The following is a 16099-nucleotide window of genomic DNA, read 5'->3' as shown; positions in this document are numbered from 1 at the left end:
CATGTTAGACAAGTTTATTACGCCCATTATCAAGCCACTGCTAACCCCGATAGTAGCGACATTGCATAAGCTTGGTATTACGGCTGATCAGCTTACAGTAGCTGGGTTCTTGGTCGGTATGTTGGCATTACCACTACTCGCGTTTGAGCTATGGTATGGCGCGCTAGCAGCGATTATATTGAATCGTATCTTTGATGGGCTGGATGGCGCAATGGCACGCTACGCACAGCAAAGCTCAAGCGCTGGCGGCTACTTAGATATCACCCTCGATTTTTTGTTTTATGCCGCTGTGCCACTCGGGTTTATTTTGGCCAATCCTGCGCAAAACGCTATTGCAGGCGCGTTGTTATTAGCGGCATTTATTGGGACAGGTTCGAGCTTTTTGGCTTTTGCGATTTCTGCAGAAAAGTTTCAATTAGACAAGCCGCAGTTTAAATATAAGAGCTTTTATTATCTCAACGGCCTCACCGAAGGCACCGAGACCATTGCTCTGTTTATTGCTTTCTGTATTTGGCCGCAGCATTTTGTGCTACTTGCTGGTATCTTTGCTACTGCCTGCGCTATTACTATTTTTACTCGTATACATGGTGGGTATCATACTCTTAAGCAGCTCGAATCTACCAAGTAAGCGTCTAAAGATATATGCCGTATCAAAATCCAGCAATGAACTTCTAAGCATTTACCGAATCATCGAGTCGCAGTGCTTCTATAGATAAGGCCATATCTTCAGCAAGGGCGTGTACCGTCGAGCTCTCTATGTCACGCTGTGCAAAGGCACGTAGCCCCATGACTTCTGCCTGTAGACGGCGTCCAAGTCTAACCGGATCAAGATCACTATCCATCTCACCGACATTCTGCGCTTCCTTAAAGCATTCTATAAAACGCGTCTCCATACCTGCCAGCAGCATTTCCACCTTGGTTAACGCTGTCTGCTCACGCACACCTAGCTCTAGTAAGCTTTTGACCAACATACAGGCTCGGCTCGGTAACGCCTTATCACGAATCCCGCCAAGCTGACGTATATAAGCGGCCAGTCCTAATAAAGGCGTTTCATGATGGCTCAACACTCGCTCAAGCTCGGTCAGTCCTAGACGCGCATAATATTCTAGTGCTTCTTGAAACAGGCCTTCTTTATTACCGAAAGCGGCATAGATACTGCCTGGGCGCATATCGAGCGCTTGCTCTATGTCTTTTAGAGACGTGGCATGAAAGCCCTTTTGCCAAAAAAGCTGTAGCGCACGCTCCAAGGCGTCATGACGGTTATAAAGTGCGGTGCGTGACATAATGTGCCCCATTTAAAAAGCCGTGACCTCATATAAAAATGGGCACGGCTATAAAACTTGAATGATTGCTCAATTTTATCCTGAATGGGTGCGACAGTAAAGTTAATATAAGAAACGGTCTGGTAAACAAACGTAATGCTAGGGCGCGATCTAGCTATCAACAATCACTCCACAATAATTCAACAGTCATGCTGATAGCTAGGAAATAGCCACTCTATAGTGGCTAATGACAATCTAGTTAAAAATCCAATTAATCGGTCAACAATACGTGTTTGCTCTTCTGATAAGCAGACAAACCATCACCGCCTAGCTCACGTCCGATACCACTTTGTTTAAATCCACCCCACCCAGTTTCAGGCAACACGATTTGTTGCTCGTTAATCCAGATATGCCCGGCTTTTATTTGTAGCGACATCTCAAGCGCAGCAGTCTCATCGGCGCTCACGATGGTAGCTGCTAGAGCAAACTTGCTATCATTAGCTAGGCGAATAGCCTCTGCATTGTCGATAAAGGTTGTACTGACTAATACAGGCCCAAACACTTCCTCCATCCATAACTGACTGGTCGTTGGCACATTCGTATAGACAGTTGGCGTTACAAAATAGCCAGATGCTTCTAATAGCTCACCGCCAGTTAAGTAGTCCAGATTTTCAGCTGTCGCAATATCAAAGAATTTTTTGACCTGATTTAACTGTTGCTCGCTAACCAATGGACCCATTTGCGTCTCTGTCGCGAAACCATCACCAATTTGCAGACTTTCCGTTTTGACTTTTAATGTGTCAAAAAGCTGTTCAGCGATGTCTTGATGGACAACCAATCGCGACGTGGCCGAGCATATCTGACCTGCATTGGTAAATATGCCGCCAATGATTAAATCACAAGCATAATCAATATCAGCATCGGCGCATACCACAATAGCAGACTTGCCACCCAGCTCTAGGCTAATGTCTTTGATACCTTTTGCTGCTTGGATCATGACCTTTTCACCGACGACATTACTGCCAGTAAAAGAGACTTTGTCAATCAGCGGATGACTGGTCATAGCAGTGCCCACTTCGGCAGCACCTGGTAAAATATTAACCACTCCTTTTGGCAAACCTATCTCCGATAAGATATTACCTAGCATAAGCTCTGGTAATAATGTCACTTCAGACGGTTTCAATAGCACGGTACAACCTGCCGCTAGCGCAGGCGCCAACTTCCAAGAAGTCGTTACCATTGGAAAATTCCAAGGGGTAATCAGCGCACAAATACCCACTGGCGAGTATGTCTTTAACAAGCGTATACCTGACTCAAGCGTTGAAACCTTAGACCATGTGGCCTGATCTGTGATGAGATTGGCATAGTAGCGATAGCAGGCAATAGCATCCCCTACGTCTATCTTTGCCTCTTCAATTGGCTTGCCGTTGTTTAATACAGACAGTCCAACCAACTTATCGAATTGCTGTTCCATAGACTCCGCAATCGCATTTAGATAGCGGGCACGCTCACTTACACTAGCCTGTGACCAGCTAGCAAGGGCTTCATCAGCCGCTGCAACTGCCTGCTCTACATGAGCACTGGTACATAAGCGAGTCGTTGCGATCACCTCGCCTGAATTTGGATCATACAATGTTTGGTTATTTGTATTATCAAAGCTTGCATCACCAGAATCGGTCGCGAGCGCTTCAATCGTCTCCCAGTCACCATTGATATAAGCGGCATTGAGTACAACTTCGTTTTGAGCCGTTTGTATGGCAGTTTCTCTGGTTAAGTCTGTAGAGTTCAGCATTTCCATAATGGTCAATCGCCTTATATTTTTGATCAAATTGTCTTTATGTGCGTAACGTCCGTAACGTCATTGGCTAAATGGTCGGTGTAGCTAACTACAGAAAAACCGACCATTTGCATATTATTGTTAGGCTAGATGCCTTGTGAATACTAGACACGCCACTAATACAGTAGATGCGCCACTGATGTGATGACTACCAAGCTGATAAGCGTACGAAGGATAAAGATCAAAAATAGCTCTAAGACATTAAGCTTGATGTTTGACTTCAAAATCAGTGCACCTACTTCAGACATATAGATAATCTGAGTGATTGAAGCAGCACCAACGATGAATCGTGTCATCTCACTCTCGATACTTTTACCCACCAATGCTGGCAAGTACATATCTGCAAAGCCCATAATCATGGCTGGGCCAGCTTTGGCCGCTTCTGGAATCTGTAACCATTCAAGTACTGGTACAAGCGGTGTCGCAATCCAATTAAAGACAGGCGTGTACTCTGCTAAACCAAGGCCAATCGTACCGATAGCGAACGTAACTGGAATTAGTCCCAAATAGATATCAAACAGATTGTGTACGCTGCGTTTGAACACTTGACCTAAGCTAGGCATAGAGTGCGCACGAGTGACGGCACGATTGACAGCCCATTGGTACGTTGTATATTCAGCAGGAATGCCTTCATCAAGCATGCTTTTTCCCGAGTGATACGTATCAGGCTTGAGAGACAATGGCGGTATACGCGGCATGATAATCGCAGCGATAAAACCAGTTAGCGCAATGGTCAGATAAAAGAAGACGAAGTTATTGTCCACGCCGATGGTTTTGGCAACCACATAGGTAAAGGCGATAGAAGTGACTGAAAATGTGGTCGCGATAATGGCGGCTTCACGTTGGCTATAGAAACTCTTATCATATTCTTGCATAGTGACCAGCAAGCCGATAGACGCTGCACCAAACCAAGAAGACATTGCGTCGACAGCAGAACGACCAGGTAGTTTAAAGAGCTTGATAAATACTTTACTGGCTAACGTGCCCAAAAACTCCATCAAACCGAAATCAGTCAAAAATGGCAGCGATAAAATGGCAAAGAAGAACAACGGAATCAAAACAGGAATCAAATCCTCAAAAATGACACCGCCTGTATTACGATTGATAATAAACTCAGGGCCAACTTGTAGAAAAATCATCCAAACAAATGCCATGCCTAAAAACCGGATAGCAAGCCAAAACCACTCAACATCAAAGAGTTTTTTGGCAAGTGAACCTTCACTCAGATTTGGCTTCAATACTTTAACGGCTAGCGCACCAAAAAAGGATATCGTCACGAGCGCCATCGTGATATAGGTCACCAAACCACCTAAGGCGGATTGTAGCGTATCGGTCAACACACCCAATAAAATCGTGACTTTACCATCCCACTCAAACGGTATGATAAATAACGCAATACCCAATGCTGAAAACAACAAAAACTTCCACATTGCTGCACGCCACTGTCCTGCTTTTGGCGTTTCTGGATCGACCGTATTATTCCCTAAAATCGGCTGCTGCGACTTATCCATATAACTCGTCATTTAACTTCTCCTTAATGGGCGATGATTGCCAGTTTTTCCATTTCTCTGTCTGACCAATACCTGGGTTGAGCGAATTGGTTGGATCCAGTTTTTTATAAAAATAATGTAGCTCAGTTTTAGCAGGATACACATGGCCCACATTGTGTTCGGCAGGATACTCAATATGACGTTGGTCATAAAATGCCAGCAGCTCATCCTTGAATTGCTTAGCATTGGCCATCGGTTTCAATAAATAGTCTTGGTGCATGACATGACAGAAAAAATGCCCTAAATAAAAGGTTTTGCTGACTTTTTCTTGCAAGTGTTCAGGTAGAGTCTCGTCCCAATCTACGGCATTTCTAGGTAAAGCAATATCGGTCGATAGCAGCTCGCCAAATTTATCTTGATTTAAATTATGATAACGAAACATAGCAGCGGTTGCGGCACTGCGAAATGCCAACAGTGATTGTGCTTCAAGCTCTGTACATACATGCAGCACACCTTGATACTGCTGTAGATGGTTTTGTAAAAAATCTTGCGCAGCGGCGATATTGTTGCCATCATTTTTATTAGAATATTTATCAAAACCATCTGCGACTTTTATAATCAAATGGTATTTATATGAGAGCGCTTGCGTACTCAAAGTGGCTGGTAATGACGGCGGCATAAACCTAGATGTCATCTGTAATATCCGATCTGGCAGCATCTTTGGAAGATGCCATTTATCCAGATAGTAGCCAATCTTTGCTTGTAGTCGATACAGCGTCCCTATCTTGCTAGCAGGAAGCTTACGCATGCTCAGACAAGTGTCTCGACCATAACGCATGGTAATGTCATTATAGTCTTTGTGCATATACTCAGCCAACACAGGTAATTTTAACTCGCTTTTTAACCATTGTTTTCTAAGTGTGGTCAAGGTATCAGCGTCGTTGGTCGAGATATAAAACGTTTGCTCGTTTTTAGGCTTGGCAAATGTCGCTACCCTCACCGCAAATACAATGACCTTGCCAGCTGAGCCAGATGCTTCATACAGACCGTTGGGATCATTGTTAAATCGAGCAGGTGTCTCTGCCTCACAATCACGGACTTTGTATTGATAATGATGGTTGGTACAGGCTTTACTGTTACTCGTACTATTTGAGACCTTATTAAACGTACCAGCTTGCAAGTTCTCTAGCATTTCCTCTGGCTGCGACCCCAAATCCAGTCCCAGATGATTGATTAACTCAAACGCTCCTGAGGTATTGCGTCTGGCAAATAACGCCATCTCAGTGTAAGCAGGTCCACGCTGCACCAACATCCCGCCCGAGCTGTTGCAGATGCCGCCTATCACTGATGCACCCACACAACTAGAGCCCAGTACTGAATGCGGCTCACGCCCTAATGGCGCAAGGGTCGACTCTAATTGCTGCAAAGTAGCGGCTGGCAAAGCAATCAGCTCTGCTGCATCATTAAATAAATGCACACCGCCCAATAACTGCATAGAGATTACGACTAGTAGTCGATCATAATCTCCATTCGGAGTTGAACCACCTGTTAGGCCTGTATTGGCCGTTTGAGCAATGATAATCACGTCAGCGGCTGCACAGATATTAATGACGCGCCATAGTGCCACAAGAGAGTGCGGTATCACAACTGCGATGGTCGCATCTGTGACAGCCTCAATCGCACCTTGCACATAAGACTGCTGTTGGCTAGGTTTTGTCAATACATTGGTCATACCAACGACAGCAGCAAGCTCCGTTAACAAACGCGGCATTTGCTCATGTCTATTTTCTGACATTTCTCTAGCATTTGGCGTCATGAACGTGCTTCCTTGCGTAACCAGCGTTTGTCATTTTTTTGTCTTTTTTTAGACCTGTGACTATCGGTCTCGTGATTATTCGTGACGTTTGAGCCAGTATTACTTTAACTAAAATAAGTCACTGTCTTAACCATTTCTTTTAGAAAGTCGTCCGCTTCATCAATCTCATAAATGATTGGCTGTTTACCCTTTGTGTCTGTCTTTAATGCGTCTAGCAATTGCTGCTTATCGGTGATTCTACGATAGCCAGCGCCAAATCCTGCTGCTAGTGGCTCAAAGTTTGGCGTTTTGATATTGACGCCAATTAGTGGTAAACCGCCCTCTTCCATGTAACGACGAATCTCACCGTAGCCTTGGTTGTTCCATAGCAAAACGATCAATGGTAGCTCAAGCTCGGCTGCGCAGATAAGCTCGGCAATTGTAAATTGAATGCCGCCATCACCCATTAGACTGATGACAGGTAAATTTGAGCCAATCATGGCTCCGATAGCGGCAGGCAAACCATAGCCTAACGTGCCAAAACCTGTCGAAGAATTAAACCATTTGCGCGTCGCTAAGGCTTCAAGACCAAGGTTGCCGCTATAGACAGGCTGCGTTGAATCACCAACGAAAATGACGTCTTCTACCTCATCTCTAATCAGCTTTAGTAATGCATTTTGACCTGCAAAGTCTGTCGTTACATCCTTCAAAATGGCCTGCTTTGCCTCGTTTACTCGTGACAGTGCTTGATGATCGAATTTCTGACCTTTTAAGCGACTACATAAACCACTAATCGCCATCTGTGCGTCAGACAGTACCGCAATATCTGCTCTAAATGGACGCTGCAATTGCTGGGCATCACAGTCAATACGTACTAGCGTGCCGTTGATTTTAAACTCACCATTAAAGAACACATCATAGTCAGTCTCACCAAGCTCAGTACCAATCGCTAGTACCCAGTCGGCCTCGGTAATCACGGCGCGGCCTGCGTCTAATGACTGGTTGCTACCCAAACTTAATGGATGAGCAGGTGGCAGCAAACCTTTGGCATTAATTGTCAAAAACGTTGGCGCATCTATCAACTCTGCCAATCGCTGTGCATCATGATCGACATCGACGCAGCCGCCCCCATAAAGTATTACAGGATTTTTTGCGGTTTGTAATGACTGTACGATTAGGTCTAACTGCGCAGGATTCGGCAGTGGTCTTGTGACCTGTGGTAGACTCAAATTATTTGTACCAGCTTCGCTATTTGCTACAGCATTTAAACTAGGCGGCTTAGCAACATGACTGGCATCAGCGGTGATGATATCAATCGGTAATTGAATATGTACTGGCCCCGGACGTGCACCGTTAAATAAGGCAAAAGCTTCTGCAATGACTTTCGGTAGCGATTCAGGTTGCCAAATAGTCTTACTCGTCAATGCTACTTTGCTAATCATGCCTTGCTGATCATGCAACTCATGCAAATGCCCTTCACCACTACCCGTGTCTTTGACTTTATTGACACTAGAGATCACTAGCATCGGTATCGAATCAGCCAGTGCTTGCGCCATCGCCGTCATAATGTTGGTCATACCAGGGCCAGTGATGATGAAGCATACGCCAATCTTGCCAGAGGCACGGTAGTAACCATCCGCCATAAACCCGGCGCCTTGTTCATGACGCGGTGTCACATGACGGATATTGGTACTAGGCAAGCCGCGATACAGTTCTACCGTGTGTACACCAGGGATACCAAAAACGGTCTCTATACCATAATATTCTAGCCACTGCACCAATAGCTCACCGCAGGTTAGAGACGAGGTTTCAGACAAAGAAGAAAGCGTTTGCGTCAATTGGGTCATGGTCAGTCATCCTGAAAAATATAATTAGTATTAAGTTAGAATTTTTATATTGGCTAATGGTTTATTTTTAATCGTTATTGAGTGCTACTCATTACAAGTCATGGTGCCGTAACCAATCATCAATCATGATGTTTAAGCGTTTACCTGAAAAGCTAGGGAAATGCCCACCATGAACGACTCGCACCGGCAGTGCATTTAAGCGGCGCATGCTCTTGGCGTAGTCAGCCATGTTGCTGTGCCACGTATCTTCAATTAATGGGCCATCATAGATAAGGTCACCAGAAATCAGCGTTTCGCTAGCAGCTTCCCACAAGGCAATACCACCTGGAGAATGGCCAGGCGTATGAATTACTTCAAATTGACGATTGCCCAAATCAATCACGTCACCGTCTTCAAGCTGCATAATTTTCGCTGGTGCAGCAATTTTATAGCCGCAATGGGCATAAGGTTCAGGCGGTAGCGCGTCAAACATCTCATCGTTGACAAACATATCTGCCAAAGTACGAGCATTATCTGGTTCAGCTAAGATGTGTGCTTCAGCAGAATGGACATGACAACAGTCAAACTCATTTGCTGCGCCAATATGGTCAAAATGGGTGTGACTGGCAACACCAACGATATCGCGATCAGCGAGCAAAGCGACATGGCGGCGCAATGGTACAGCACCTAACCCAAAATCGACTAATAAATCACGTTCGCTACCCCGTACGTGCCACAGATTGCAGCGAAAAAACGGCTTAATCCATGGCTCGTCGATAAGTGTGATTCCGTCACTTAGCGTAGTGGTTCGATACCAGTTTTCTGGATTGATTCGAGGTAATAGCTGTTCACTCATAAGTCAGCTCCATTAACGACATGAGTATCTTTAAGAACACGCAGGTCCTTAAGATAATTTTGATGCATACGACTCTCATCAATACGGTCAAGATCAATATCTACTATCATCGTGCCAGCAGTCAAACCAAGCCTTCCGATTACCTCGCCATCGGGACCAGCGACGATGCTATTACCACAGTAATGAAGAGTGTCTTCTATTCCTGAGCGGTTAATACAAGCAACAAAGCATTGATTGTCCATGGCACGAGCGCGGATTTGGAGCACTGGACGTTCTGTATTTGGCAACATATTTGCTGTCGGTGACAGTATGACCTCTGCGCCTGCTTGAGCTAGCTCTCTTGCCACTTCTGGGAACTCATTATCGTAGCAAATCATCAATCCTAATTTGCCGAATCGAGTGTCAACCACGCAGGATTTTTTACCTGCTGTAAAGAACTCGTTTTCACGATCCCATAAATGACGCTTGTTATAAGTCGCAAGGTGTTGCCCATTGTCATCTAGCAGTATGGCAGAGTTGCTTAGCTCACCATTAGACTGTCGCTCAGCGAGACCAAACAATAGATGCAAGTTATATTTATTAGCAAGCCTAGCTGCTTCAGTGACAATTGGACCATCGATAGTTTGCGCTAAGCGATCAAGACGCTCAAAGATGTTGTAGCCTGTGAATGCAAGCTCTGGCAACGCGAGCAGATCTACTTTTGCCTCTACTGCTAGGCGGCAAAGCGACTCTAAAGCTTCTAGATTGGCCGTCGCTTCAGCCAGTAAAGGACTGGTTTGAGCAATCATCAATTTCATAATGACGACTCCTTCTGATCTGAAGTAACAGCGCTATTAGGACGAGTAAACAAAGTCGCACCTAACCAGTAAAGTCCACCAGTAATAATAAAGACAGGTAATGAAGCACCGAAAGATGGAGGCGCTATCAAAGTCCAGTATGCGGCAAGCGCTGCACCGATTAGATATGCTGCGATAGCAATCTTTGCCGTAGGACGGCCTAACTGCTTGGTAGAGTCAAGCAGCTTTGCGGTGTAGCCTTCTTGGCCAACAAGGTAATAATCAACAATCATGACTGAAAATGCTGGGATAAATAGTGCACCTACGATCAACAAGAAGTTTTGGAACTGGTCTAAAATACCTGGTATCAGCGCCCCAAAGATAGTGACCAAACCAATGATAAGTGCAGGTTTCCAAAAGCTCATGTTAGGAGCGATATTCATGCAGGATAGCGTTGCACTATAGACTGCCATTACATTGGTTGTCATGACTGAAAAGAATATAACTAGCGCAGCTGGCAAACCAAAACCAAAGTCAGCAAGCAAACGCGTCGGGTCATAAGTCTGCTCCATGCCATACATGATAGACAATCCTGAAATGGTAGCACCTAGACCCATCGCAACGATGGCTGCCACAATGTAGCCAAAATAAGTACCCCATACGGCAATCTTTGAGGTTTTACAGTTACGGTTGTAATCAGCTGCCGAAGACATCCAAGAGAACGCAGTAGCAATGACGATATCAAACGCGATACCTAGCGTAATACCATTACGTGATTCAACTGGCATCTCAAACAGTGTCGATACATCATAATGTTGGTTTAGCTGATAAAGCACGACAACCGTAAGACCTGCCATGGCTAGTGCCGCCCAACGCTCGACAAGCTCAATACCGAGGTGACCGCGTAGCACAATTAGCACCACGACGGTCTCGCACAGAATCACAAACAGTGGCAGGTTACTATAACCTGTGGTCGCTTCAATCGCGTAGTTCAGACTCATGCCAGCGAGTAGTGCCTGAATACAGCTCCACGCAATGAGCACACCCATGTTTACCAGTGAAATCAACTGGCTACCAAGTGGTCCATAAGCTCTACGTGTCAGAGCCATCGATGGTAGGCCGGTACGCTGGCCCATCAAACCAACCAAAAGCAGTGGAATTGCACCGATTAAAGAACCAATGAGTACGGTCGTAATAGCCGTGGTAAATCGTAGATCTGGTACCAACAACATCCCAGTTAAGATGGTCGTGACTACGATATTGGCACCAAACCACAGCGCAAACGTACCAATTGAACCCAAACTGTGTCCAGCTTCATTTGGAGAGAGCGTATCTTGACCAAAAAATGAAGAAGGTTTACTCATTAGTGTCTTCCTTAACCGAGTTATATTAATACCAGTCATTGCACTGGTGCCGATAAAGCTACTCTATGCTCTACATCTAACCAATAAGAGACTGTTAATAACCCATTCCTTTCACGGTTATCATGTTGAGATATAACGACTAGTAAACCGCCTTAACCTTGTCGTCATAGCGTACGCCCGGCAGGATGCATAGCATCTCGAACAATAAGTTCGCCGCCAATACCGAGGTATTACCAAATGGATCATAAGGTGGTGATACTTCGACCAAATCCCCGCCAACTACATCTAAGCCACGCATACCGCGAATGATTTCGATACCTTGAGTAGAGGTCAGACCGCCGATTTCAGCAGTGCCCGTACCTGGCGCAAATGCCGGATCGATACCGTCGATATCGAAGCTTAAATAGACAGGACCATCGCCTAGCTTTTCGCGTACTTCAGCCATGAGCGGTGTTAGCGACTTATACCAGCACTCTTCAGCAGGTACCACACGGAATCCTTGCTCAGTTGACCAATCAAACTCTTCAGCGCTGTAGCCTGTACCGCGTAAACCAATCTGTACCACACGATTGCCATCGATTAGGTTTTCTTCAACAGCACGGCGGAACGGCGTACCATGAGCGATTTTTTCGCCAAACATATCATCATTGATATCAGCATGAGCATCGATATGCACCATACCGACAGGGCCATGTTTTTTGGCAAGTGCACGCAGAATAGGCAACGCGATAGTATGATCGCCACCTAGCGTTAAAGGAATCGCGCCGTGTTTGACGATTTTATCGGTATAGAATTTTTCGATGATATCAACGCTTTTTAGCAGGTTGAATGTATTGATAGGCACATCGCCGATGTCGGCGACTTGTAATGACTCAAAAGGCGCAGCGCGAGTGGCCACATTGTAGGGACGAATCATTCTGGACTCATCACGAATCTGTCTAGGCCCCAATCTTGCACCGCTACGGTTGGATGCACCAATATCTAAAGGTACGCCAACGAACGCCACATCTAACCCTTCAGCATCGGCTTGAGTTGGCAGACGCATCATAGAAGCGAAACCGCCAAATCTTGGCATATCATTGCCGCTTAATGGTTGATTGAATGTCATAAGTTACTTCCTTGTTCTATTTGGTTTAAGTACACAATTTGCTACATACCCTTGACAATACCTAAATATAAGATGGCAAACCATGGTAAAATTCAGAAGTAAACTTCTAAATCTTCGTAGTAAAACAGACTTATACGTTATTAGCAGAAGTTTGTTGAAGAGAGTATTTATCGGAGGATGGTTTTTGATATTAGATGAGTTGATAAAAATAGACGTAAAAACCCTACGTAGCTTTATGGCCATCGTAGACTGTCAAGGGGTGACAGCAGCTCAGACGCGCCTAAACGTCACACCTTCGGTGATTAGCGGTCATTTAACCCATTTAGAAGACCGTTTGGGCATGACGTTATGCCATCGTGGTCGTGCAGGATTTAAGCTGACAGAGGATGGTGCAGCGGTTTATGAGGCTTGCGTCGCCTTTACCGAATCAGTCGCCAACTTTCAACATCAGCTGCATTATATTCAGCAACTAGACTCCGTTCATGGCGGGCACATTAGACTGTGCCTAACCGATCAAATGCCCAAGTTTTTTTATGATGTACTTAGACAACGGCTGGCTAACAGCTACCGTAATAACCCTTTGATACACTTTTCTATTGACGTTCAAAGTCCTGAAAGCATGATAGAAAAGCTCTTAAGTAATGAGAGTGATATTGGGGTTGGTTATTTTGGCAGTTTTCCACCATTACTGACGTTTAAGCCAGCATTTGTAGAGAGACAGGTCGTGTGCTGTGGACGCGAGCACCGGTTATTTTATAATTCAGAAGGTTTGACATTAGAGGACTTAGAACAAAACCATCCGTGGATAAAAAGAGGCTATATTACTGATGTCAGCATCCATCATGTACGCCCCAAAACATTAAGCGCTACGACGTATCATATGGAGGCTACTGCACAGCTTATCCTTGCAGGTCACCATGTTGGCTACTTGCCTCGTGACCTAGCCATGCGCTACGAAAGAGAAGGTTTGATGAAAATATTACTGCGGGAAGAAGCCAGCTATGCCGTCGAGCACCATTGGGCGTATCGGCAGAACCAGCACAAACACATTGCTGATTTTTTGAATAAAATGATGAATTTATTGTAAAAACCACTGCACACAACTAAACTGCTGTTGGTAGCTCTTGGTGTTTTAAACCAATGGTTCTTAGCTTCCCTTTGTCATCGACTTCCTTAATAACCAGCGACCATTCATCGCTTATCACGACGGTGTCGCCCGACACTGGCGCGGTACCTAAGTGTGATTTCACGTACTCAGCTACCGTCTGCTCCCACATATTTTTTGCGCTGCCTTCGTCGGACGTTTTGAGTGTTTTTACCAATGTCTCAGACGCCATAATTCCTGTAAAAAACGGCAAGTCTCCAAGCTTGACACTCGGTGATAGCAACCAATCGCCATAGAAATCATCGATAGCTTTGCGATCTAATGTTGTGTCATTAAAAATCTTGGCAATTTTGCTCGCGTGATTACCTCTCATGGCATACCAGACACTGTCGCCGAATTTTAACTTTGTATTGTCATCGACTACTACGATTTGCTGATTACGGACTAGCGCAAAGACACTGATTTCATCTGGATTGATACCTTTGGAGATACCCATAGGATGACGCCCAATGGCAAATGCACCTGACTTTGCCTCAAACTCATACAGCGTGATACTGGCCTTATCCGATACCCAAACCTCATGCTCTTCTTTCGGATCTTTGTTGGTTGGAATACGTACCTTAAACAGATTGGCCATCGTAGGGATGGTCGTACCTTGCAAAATCAACGATAGAACCACGACGCCAAAGGCAATATCAAACAGCATAAAGGCGTTATCTATCCCAGCCATGACTGGTAAAATCGCTAAGGTAATAGGCACTGCACCGCGCAAACCGACCCAAGAGATAAACCCAATCTCTCTGTCTTTGAATTTGAATGGTTTGACACTAGTATAGACGGCAATAGGACGTGCCACAAAGATCATAAAGAGCGCGATTGCAACCGAATAATGCCAGACATTGAGGACGTTTGAAGGAGTAACCAACAGTCCTAATACCACAAATAGCACGGCCTGAGACAGCCAAGCAAAGCTGTCCATCACTCGCATGACATGCTCTGTCGAGCGCACCTTGTGGTTGCCGATTAGCACGCCAGTGAGGTATACCGCCAAAAATCCACTGCCGCCAATGAGGTTGGTCGCGGCGAACACAGCCAAGCCAGCAGAGAGAATCAAAATAGCGTACATGCCTTCTGCTAAATGTACCTTGGGCAATAATCGGGATAAGAAATAACCGAACAATAAGCCCATGCCTAGCCCAAAGCTTAGCTGCTGTAGTAATAAAACTAAAAAGCCAAATACTGTCTGACCATCAGGATCAACATTTAGGGCAATCAAACCAGTAACTAATAAAATAGCCAAGGGATCGTTGGCACCAGACTCAAGTTCAAGCGTGGCTTGTACACGGTCGTTAAGCTTGACGCCGCCATTACGTAATAGAGAAAATACCGCTGCTGCATCGGTTGAACCGACAATCGCTGCCATCAGTAGACCAAAGCGCCAATCGACATCGAGCAGCCAAGTGACAAACACCCCTAGCACCATGACAGTGACCAACACGCCCCATGTAGCCAGCGTAATCGCAGGTTTTAGCCCTACTCGAAACGATTTAAAGGATGTGCGTAAACCACCATCTAGCAAGATACAGGCTAAGGCTGCCTGCCCAACGAAATTGGCTAGCGCATACTGAGAGAACTCAATACCCAAGATACCCTGCTCGCCTGCCAACATACCCACTATCAAAAACAGCAACAACAATGGTACGCCTAAGCGCGCCGATAATGTACTCGCCATGATACTGGCGAAAATTAATACTGCGCCTACGAGATACAGGATATTTAAGGTATCCATTTTTTTTGAGCCCTATTTTTTATTATTAAGAATAGTAATTGATTGCGATGGGGTTTTCGTTATCTTGCTGTTAGTAGATATTACACCAGTGAGCCTATCATAAGCGGCCATTATTCAAAATATGAATGACAATTATTTGTAATGATATTAGCATCACCATCAGAACTAGCAGCCAATACTAGGGCGTGTCTTCATTTCAAAAATGGTGATAAAAATGAGATAAATTGCCGTCAAACAAGAAAAATAGCGCAGATAATATCGGGATATTAACCAGCTATTTGACGCTGTTTGGCAAGATTTAGCCATTTTTAGCCCATTTAGATGACTATCGGGTGAATTGAAGACACGCCCTAGATCAATAAAAAAGACTTCAATAAAAAACGCTCGAATATTAAAGTAAAGCTTGTAAAATACTATTACTGTGTTGAAAACCTCTATGTCTTAATATTACTTAACCTTGAATGTATTGCCACGTCAACACTAGAATTGCAGCGGCTATCGTCCAAGCGACCACCCCTAATAGCAATGCCTTATATAAGCTCATATAACTGATGCTAAAAAACACCACAAAAGTATAAATCAAATGCGGTATGACACCAAGCATACTGAATATCAACGCGACCTTTAAATCAGCAGGACTGCGCTCAGTACCAACGATAAAGTGACTGATTAACGTAAAGGTGGGAAATAGTGGCGCAAGCGCGGCCAAATAAAAAAAGCGAGTTTGGGCGAATAACTGAATCGCCAATACCATTAATGCGCCGATAAGCATTTTTAACCAAATCACGACGTGTCTATCTCCTGTTGACTATAAAGGCTGAACGTAGCCCAATCCGCCATGATACTAAAGTCTGCAAACTGACATAAGAGCAATCGCTGATTAATTAATCC

Annotated in this window: 13 protein-coding genes; 2 read left to right on the top strand and 11 right to left on the bottom strand. The window is 44.8% G+C overall.

Translation table 11 applies throughout. The annotated features are described in order from the left end of the window. Position 1 precedes the first annotated feature (1 nt). Positions 2–628, top strand: coding sequence for a CDP-alcohol phosphatidyltransferase family protein (locus tag ACTXGF_RS19215; protein WP_443534115.1), 627 nt, complete (start codon positions 2–4; stop codon positions 626–628). A gap of 43 nt (positions 629–671) precedes the next feature. Here the strand turns inward: ACTXGF_RS19215 and ACTXGF_RS19210 are convergent, their stop codons facing one another. The 9 genes from ACTXGF_RS19210 to speB form a co-directional block, all read right to left on the bottom strand. Next, positions 672–1283 (bottom strand): TetR/AcrR family transcriptional regulator, encoded by a 612-nt coding sequence (locus tag ACTXGF_RS19210; protein WP_443534113.1) that lies wholly within the window; start codon positions 1281–1283, stop codon positions 672–674. 250 nt (positions 1284–1533) lie between these two features. Next, positions 1534–3060 carry an aldehyde dehydrogenase family protein gene (locus tag ACTXGF_RS19205; protein WP_443534111.1) on the bottom strand — a complete coding sequence of 509 codons (1527 nt, stop codon included), beginning with the start codon at positions 3058–3060 and terminating at the stop codon, positions 1534–1536. A gap of 155 nt (positions 3061–3215) precedes the next feature. Beyond that, positions 3216–4622 carry a YjiH family protein gene (locus tag ACTXGF_RS19200; RefSeq protein ID WP_443534109.1) on the bottom strand — a complete coding sequence of 469 codons (1407 nt, stop codon included), beginning with the start codon at positions 4620–4622 and terminating at the stop codon, positions 3216–3218. Then, positions 4603–6405 carry a D-lactate dehydrogenase gene (gene dld / locus ACTXGF_RS19195; RefSeq protein WP_443534107.1) on the bottom strand — a complete coding sequence of 601 codons (1803 nt, stop codon included), beginning with the start codon at positions 6403–6405 and terminating at the stop codon, positions 4603–4605. The genes ACTXGF_RS19200 and dld overlap by 20 nt, the downstream gene beginning before the upstream one ends. Before the next feature lie 104 nt (positions 6406–6509). Beyond that, a complete protein-coding gene (locus tag ACTXGF_RS19190) occupies positions 6510–8231 on the bottom strand; it encodes a 5-guanidino-2-oxopentanoate decarboxylase (RefSeq protein WP_443534105.1) in 1722 nt (573 codons plus the stop codon). A 91-nt stretch (positions 8232–8322) separates the two neighbouring features. After that, positions 8323–9066 carry an MBL fold metallo-hydrolase gene (locus ACTXGF_RS19185; protein WP_443534103.1) on the bottom strand — a complete coding sequence of 248 codons (744 nt, stop codon included), beginning with the start codon at positions 9064–9066 and terminating at the stop codon, positions 8323–8325. Beyond that, positions 9063–9863, bottom strand: a complete 801-nt coding sequence (locus tag ACTXGF_RS19180; RefSeq protein WP_443534102.1) for a carbon-nitrogen hydrolase family protein — start codon at positions 9861–9863, stop codon at positions 9063–9065. The genes ACTXGF_RS19185 and ACTXGF_RS19180 overlap by 4 nt, the downstream gene beginning before the upstream one ends. After that, entirely contained in the window at positions 9860–11206 is a 1347-nt protein-coding gene (locus tag ACTXGF_RS19175) for a purine-cytosine permease family protein (RefSeq protein WP_443534100.1), read from the bottom strand. Before ACTXGF_RS19175 ends, ACTXGF_RS19180 begins: the two co-directional genes overlap by 4 nt. A 139-nt stretch (positions 11207–11345) precedes the next feature. Further along, positions 11346–12314, bottom strand: coding sequence for an agmatinase (speB, locus tag ACTXGF_RS19170; protein WP_057760617.1), 969 nt, complete (start codon positions 12312–12314; stop codon positions 11346–11348). 184 nt (positions 12315–12498) lie between these two features. On the opposite strand from speB, the gene ACTXGF_RS19165 reads away from it, so the two are divergent. Further along, positions 12499–13401 carry a LysR family transcriptional regulator gene (locus ACTXGF_RS19165; protein ID WP_227680805.1) on the top strand — a complete coding sequence of 301 codons (903 nt, stop codon included), beginning with the start codon at positions 12499–12501 and terminating at the stop codon, positions 13399–13401. A gap of 16 nt (positions 13402–13417) precedes the next feature. On the opposite strand, the gene ACTXGF_RS19160 is transcribed toward ACTXGF_RS19165, so the two are convergent. After that, positions 13418–15208: a potassium/proton antiporter gene (locus tag ACTXGF_RS19160; RefSeq protein ID WP_443534098.1), complete on the bottom strand. Its 1791-nt coding sequence runs from the start codon at positions 15206–15208 to the stop codon at positions 13418–13420. Between the two features lie 451 nt (positions 15209–15659). Next, positions 15660–15995 (bottom strand): GlpM family protein, encoded by a 336-nt coding sequence (locus ACTXGF_RS19155; protein WP_443534096.1) that lies wholly within the window; start codon positions 15993–15995, stop codon positions 15660–15662. Between the last annotated feature and the right edge of the window lie 104 nt (positions 15996–16099).

Source organism: Psychrobacter sp. 1Y6 (assembly GCF_052258385.2).
Classification (GTDB): Bacteria; Pseudomonadota; Gammaproteobacteria; order Pseudomonadales; family Moraxellaceae; genus Psychrobacter.
Note: the sequence above shows the minus strand (reverse complement) of the source record. Positions and strands in the feature narration are given on the sequence as shown.

What these genes read in the sequence shown, in the direction of transcription:
- ACTXGF_RS19175 (WP_443534100.1), bottom strand. Translation starts at nt 11,206, where the DNA reads ATGAGTAAACCTTCTTCATTTTTTGGTCAAGATACGCTCTCTCCAAAT.
- ACTXGF_RS19185 (WP_443534103.1), bottom strand. Translation starts at nt 9,066, where the DNA reads ATGAGTGAACAGCTATTACCTCGAATCAATCCAGAAAACTGGTATCGA.
- ACTXGF_RS19180 (WP_443534102.1), bottom strand. Translation starts at nt 9,863, where the DNA reads ATGAAATTGATGATTGCTCAAACCAGTCCTTTACTGGCTGAAGCGACG.
- ACTXGF_RS19160 (WP_443534098.1), bottom strand. Translation starts at nt 15,208, where the DNA reads ATGGATACCTTAAATATCCTGTATCTCGTAGGCGCAGTATTAATTTTC.
- ACTXGF_RS19210 (WP_443534113.1), bottom strand. Translation starts at nt 1,283, where the DNA reads ATGTCACGCACCGCACTTTATAACCGTCATGACGCCTTGGAGCGTGCG.
- ACTXGF_RS19205 (WP_443534111.1), bottom strand. Translation starts at nt 3,060, where the DNA reads ATGGAAATGCTGAACTCTACAGACTTAACCAGAGAAACTGCCATACAA.
- ACTXGF_RS19200 (WP_443534109.1), bottom strand. Translation starts at nt 4,622, where the DNA reads ATGACGAGTTATATGGATAAGTCGCAGCAGCCGATTTTAGGGAATAAT.
- ACTXGF_RS19190 (WP_443534105.1), bottom strand. Translation starts at nt 8,231, where the DNA reads ATGACCCAATTGACGCAAACGCTTTCTTCTTTGTCTGAAACCTCGTCT.
- ACTXGF_RS19215 (WP_443534115.1), top strand. Translation starts at nt 2, where the DNA reads ATGTTAGACAAGTTTATTACGCCCATTATCAAGCCACTGCTAACCCCG.
- dld (WP_443534107.1), bottom strand. Translation starts at nt 6,405, where the DNA reads ATGACGCCAAATGCTAGAGAAATGTCAGAAAATAGACATGAGCAAATG.
- speB (WP_057760617.1), bottom strand. Translation starts at nt 12,314, where the DNA reads ATGACATTCAATCAACCATTAAGCGGCAATGATATGCCAAGATTTGGC.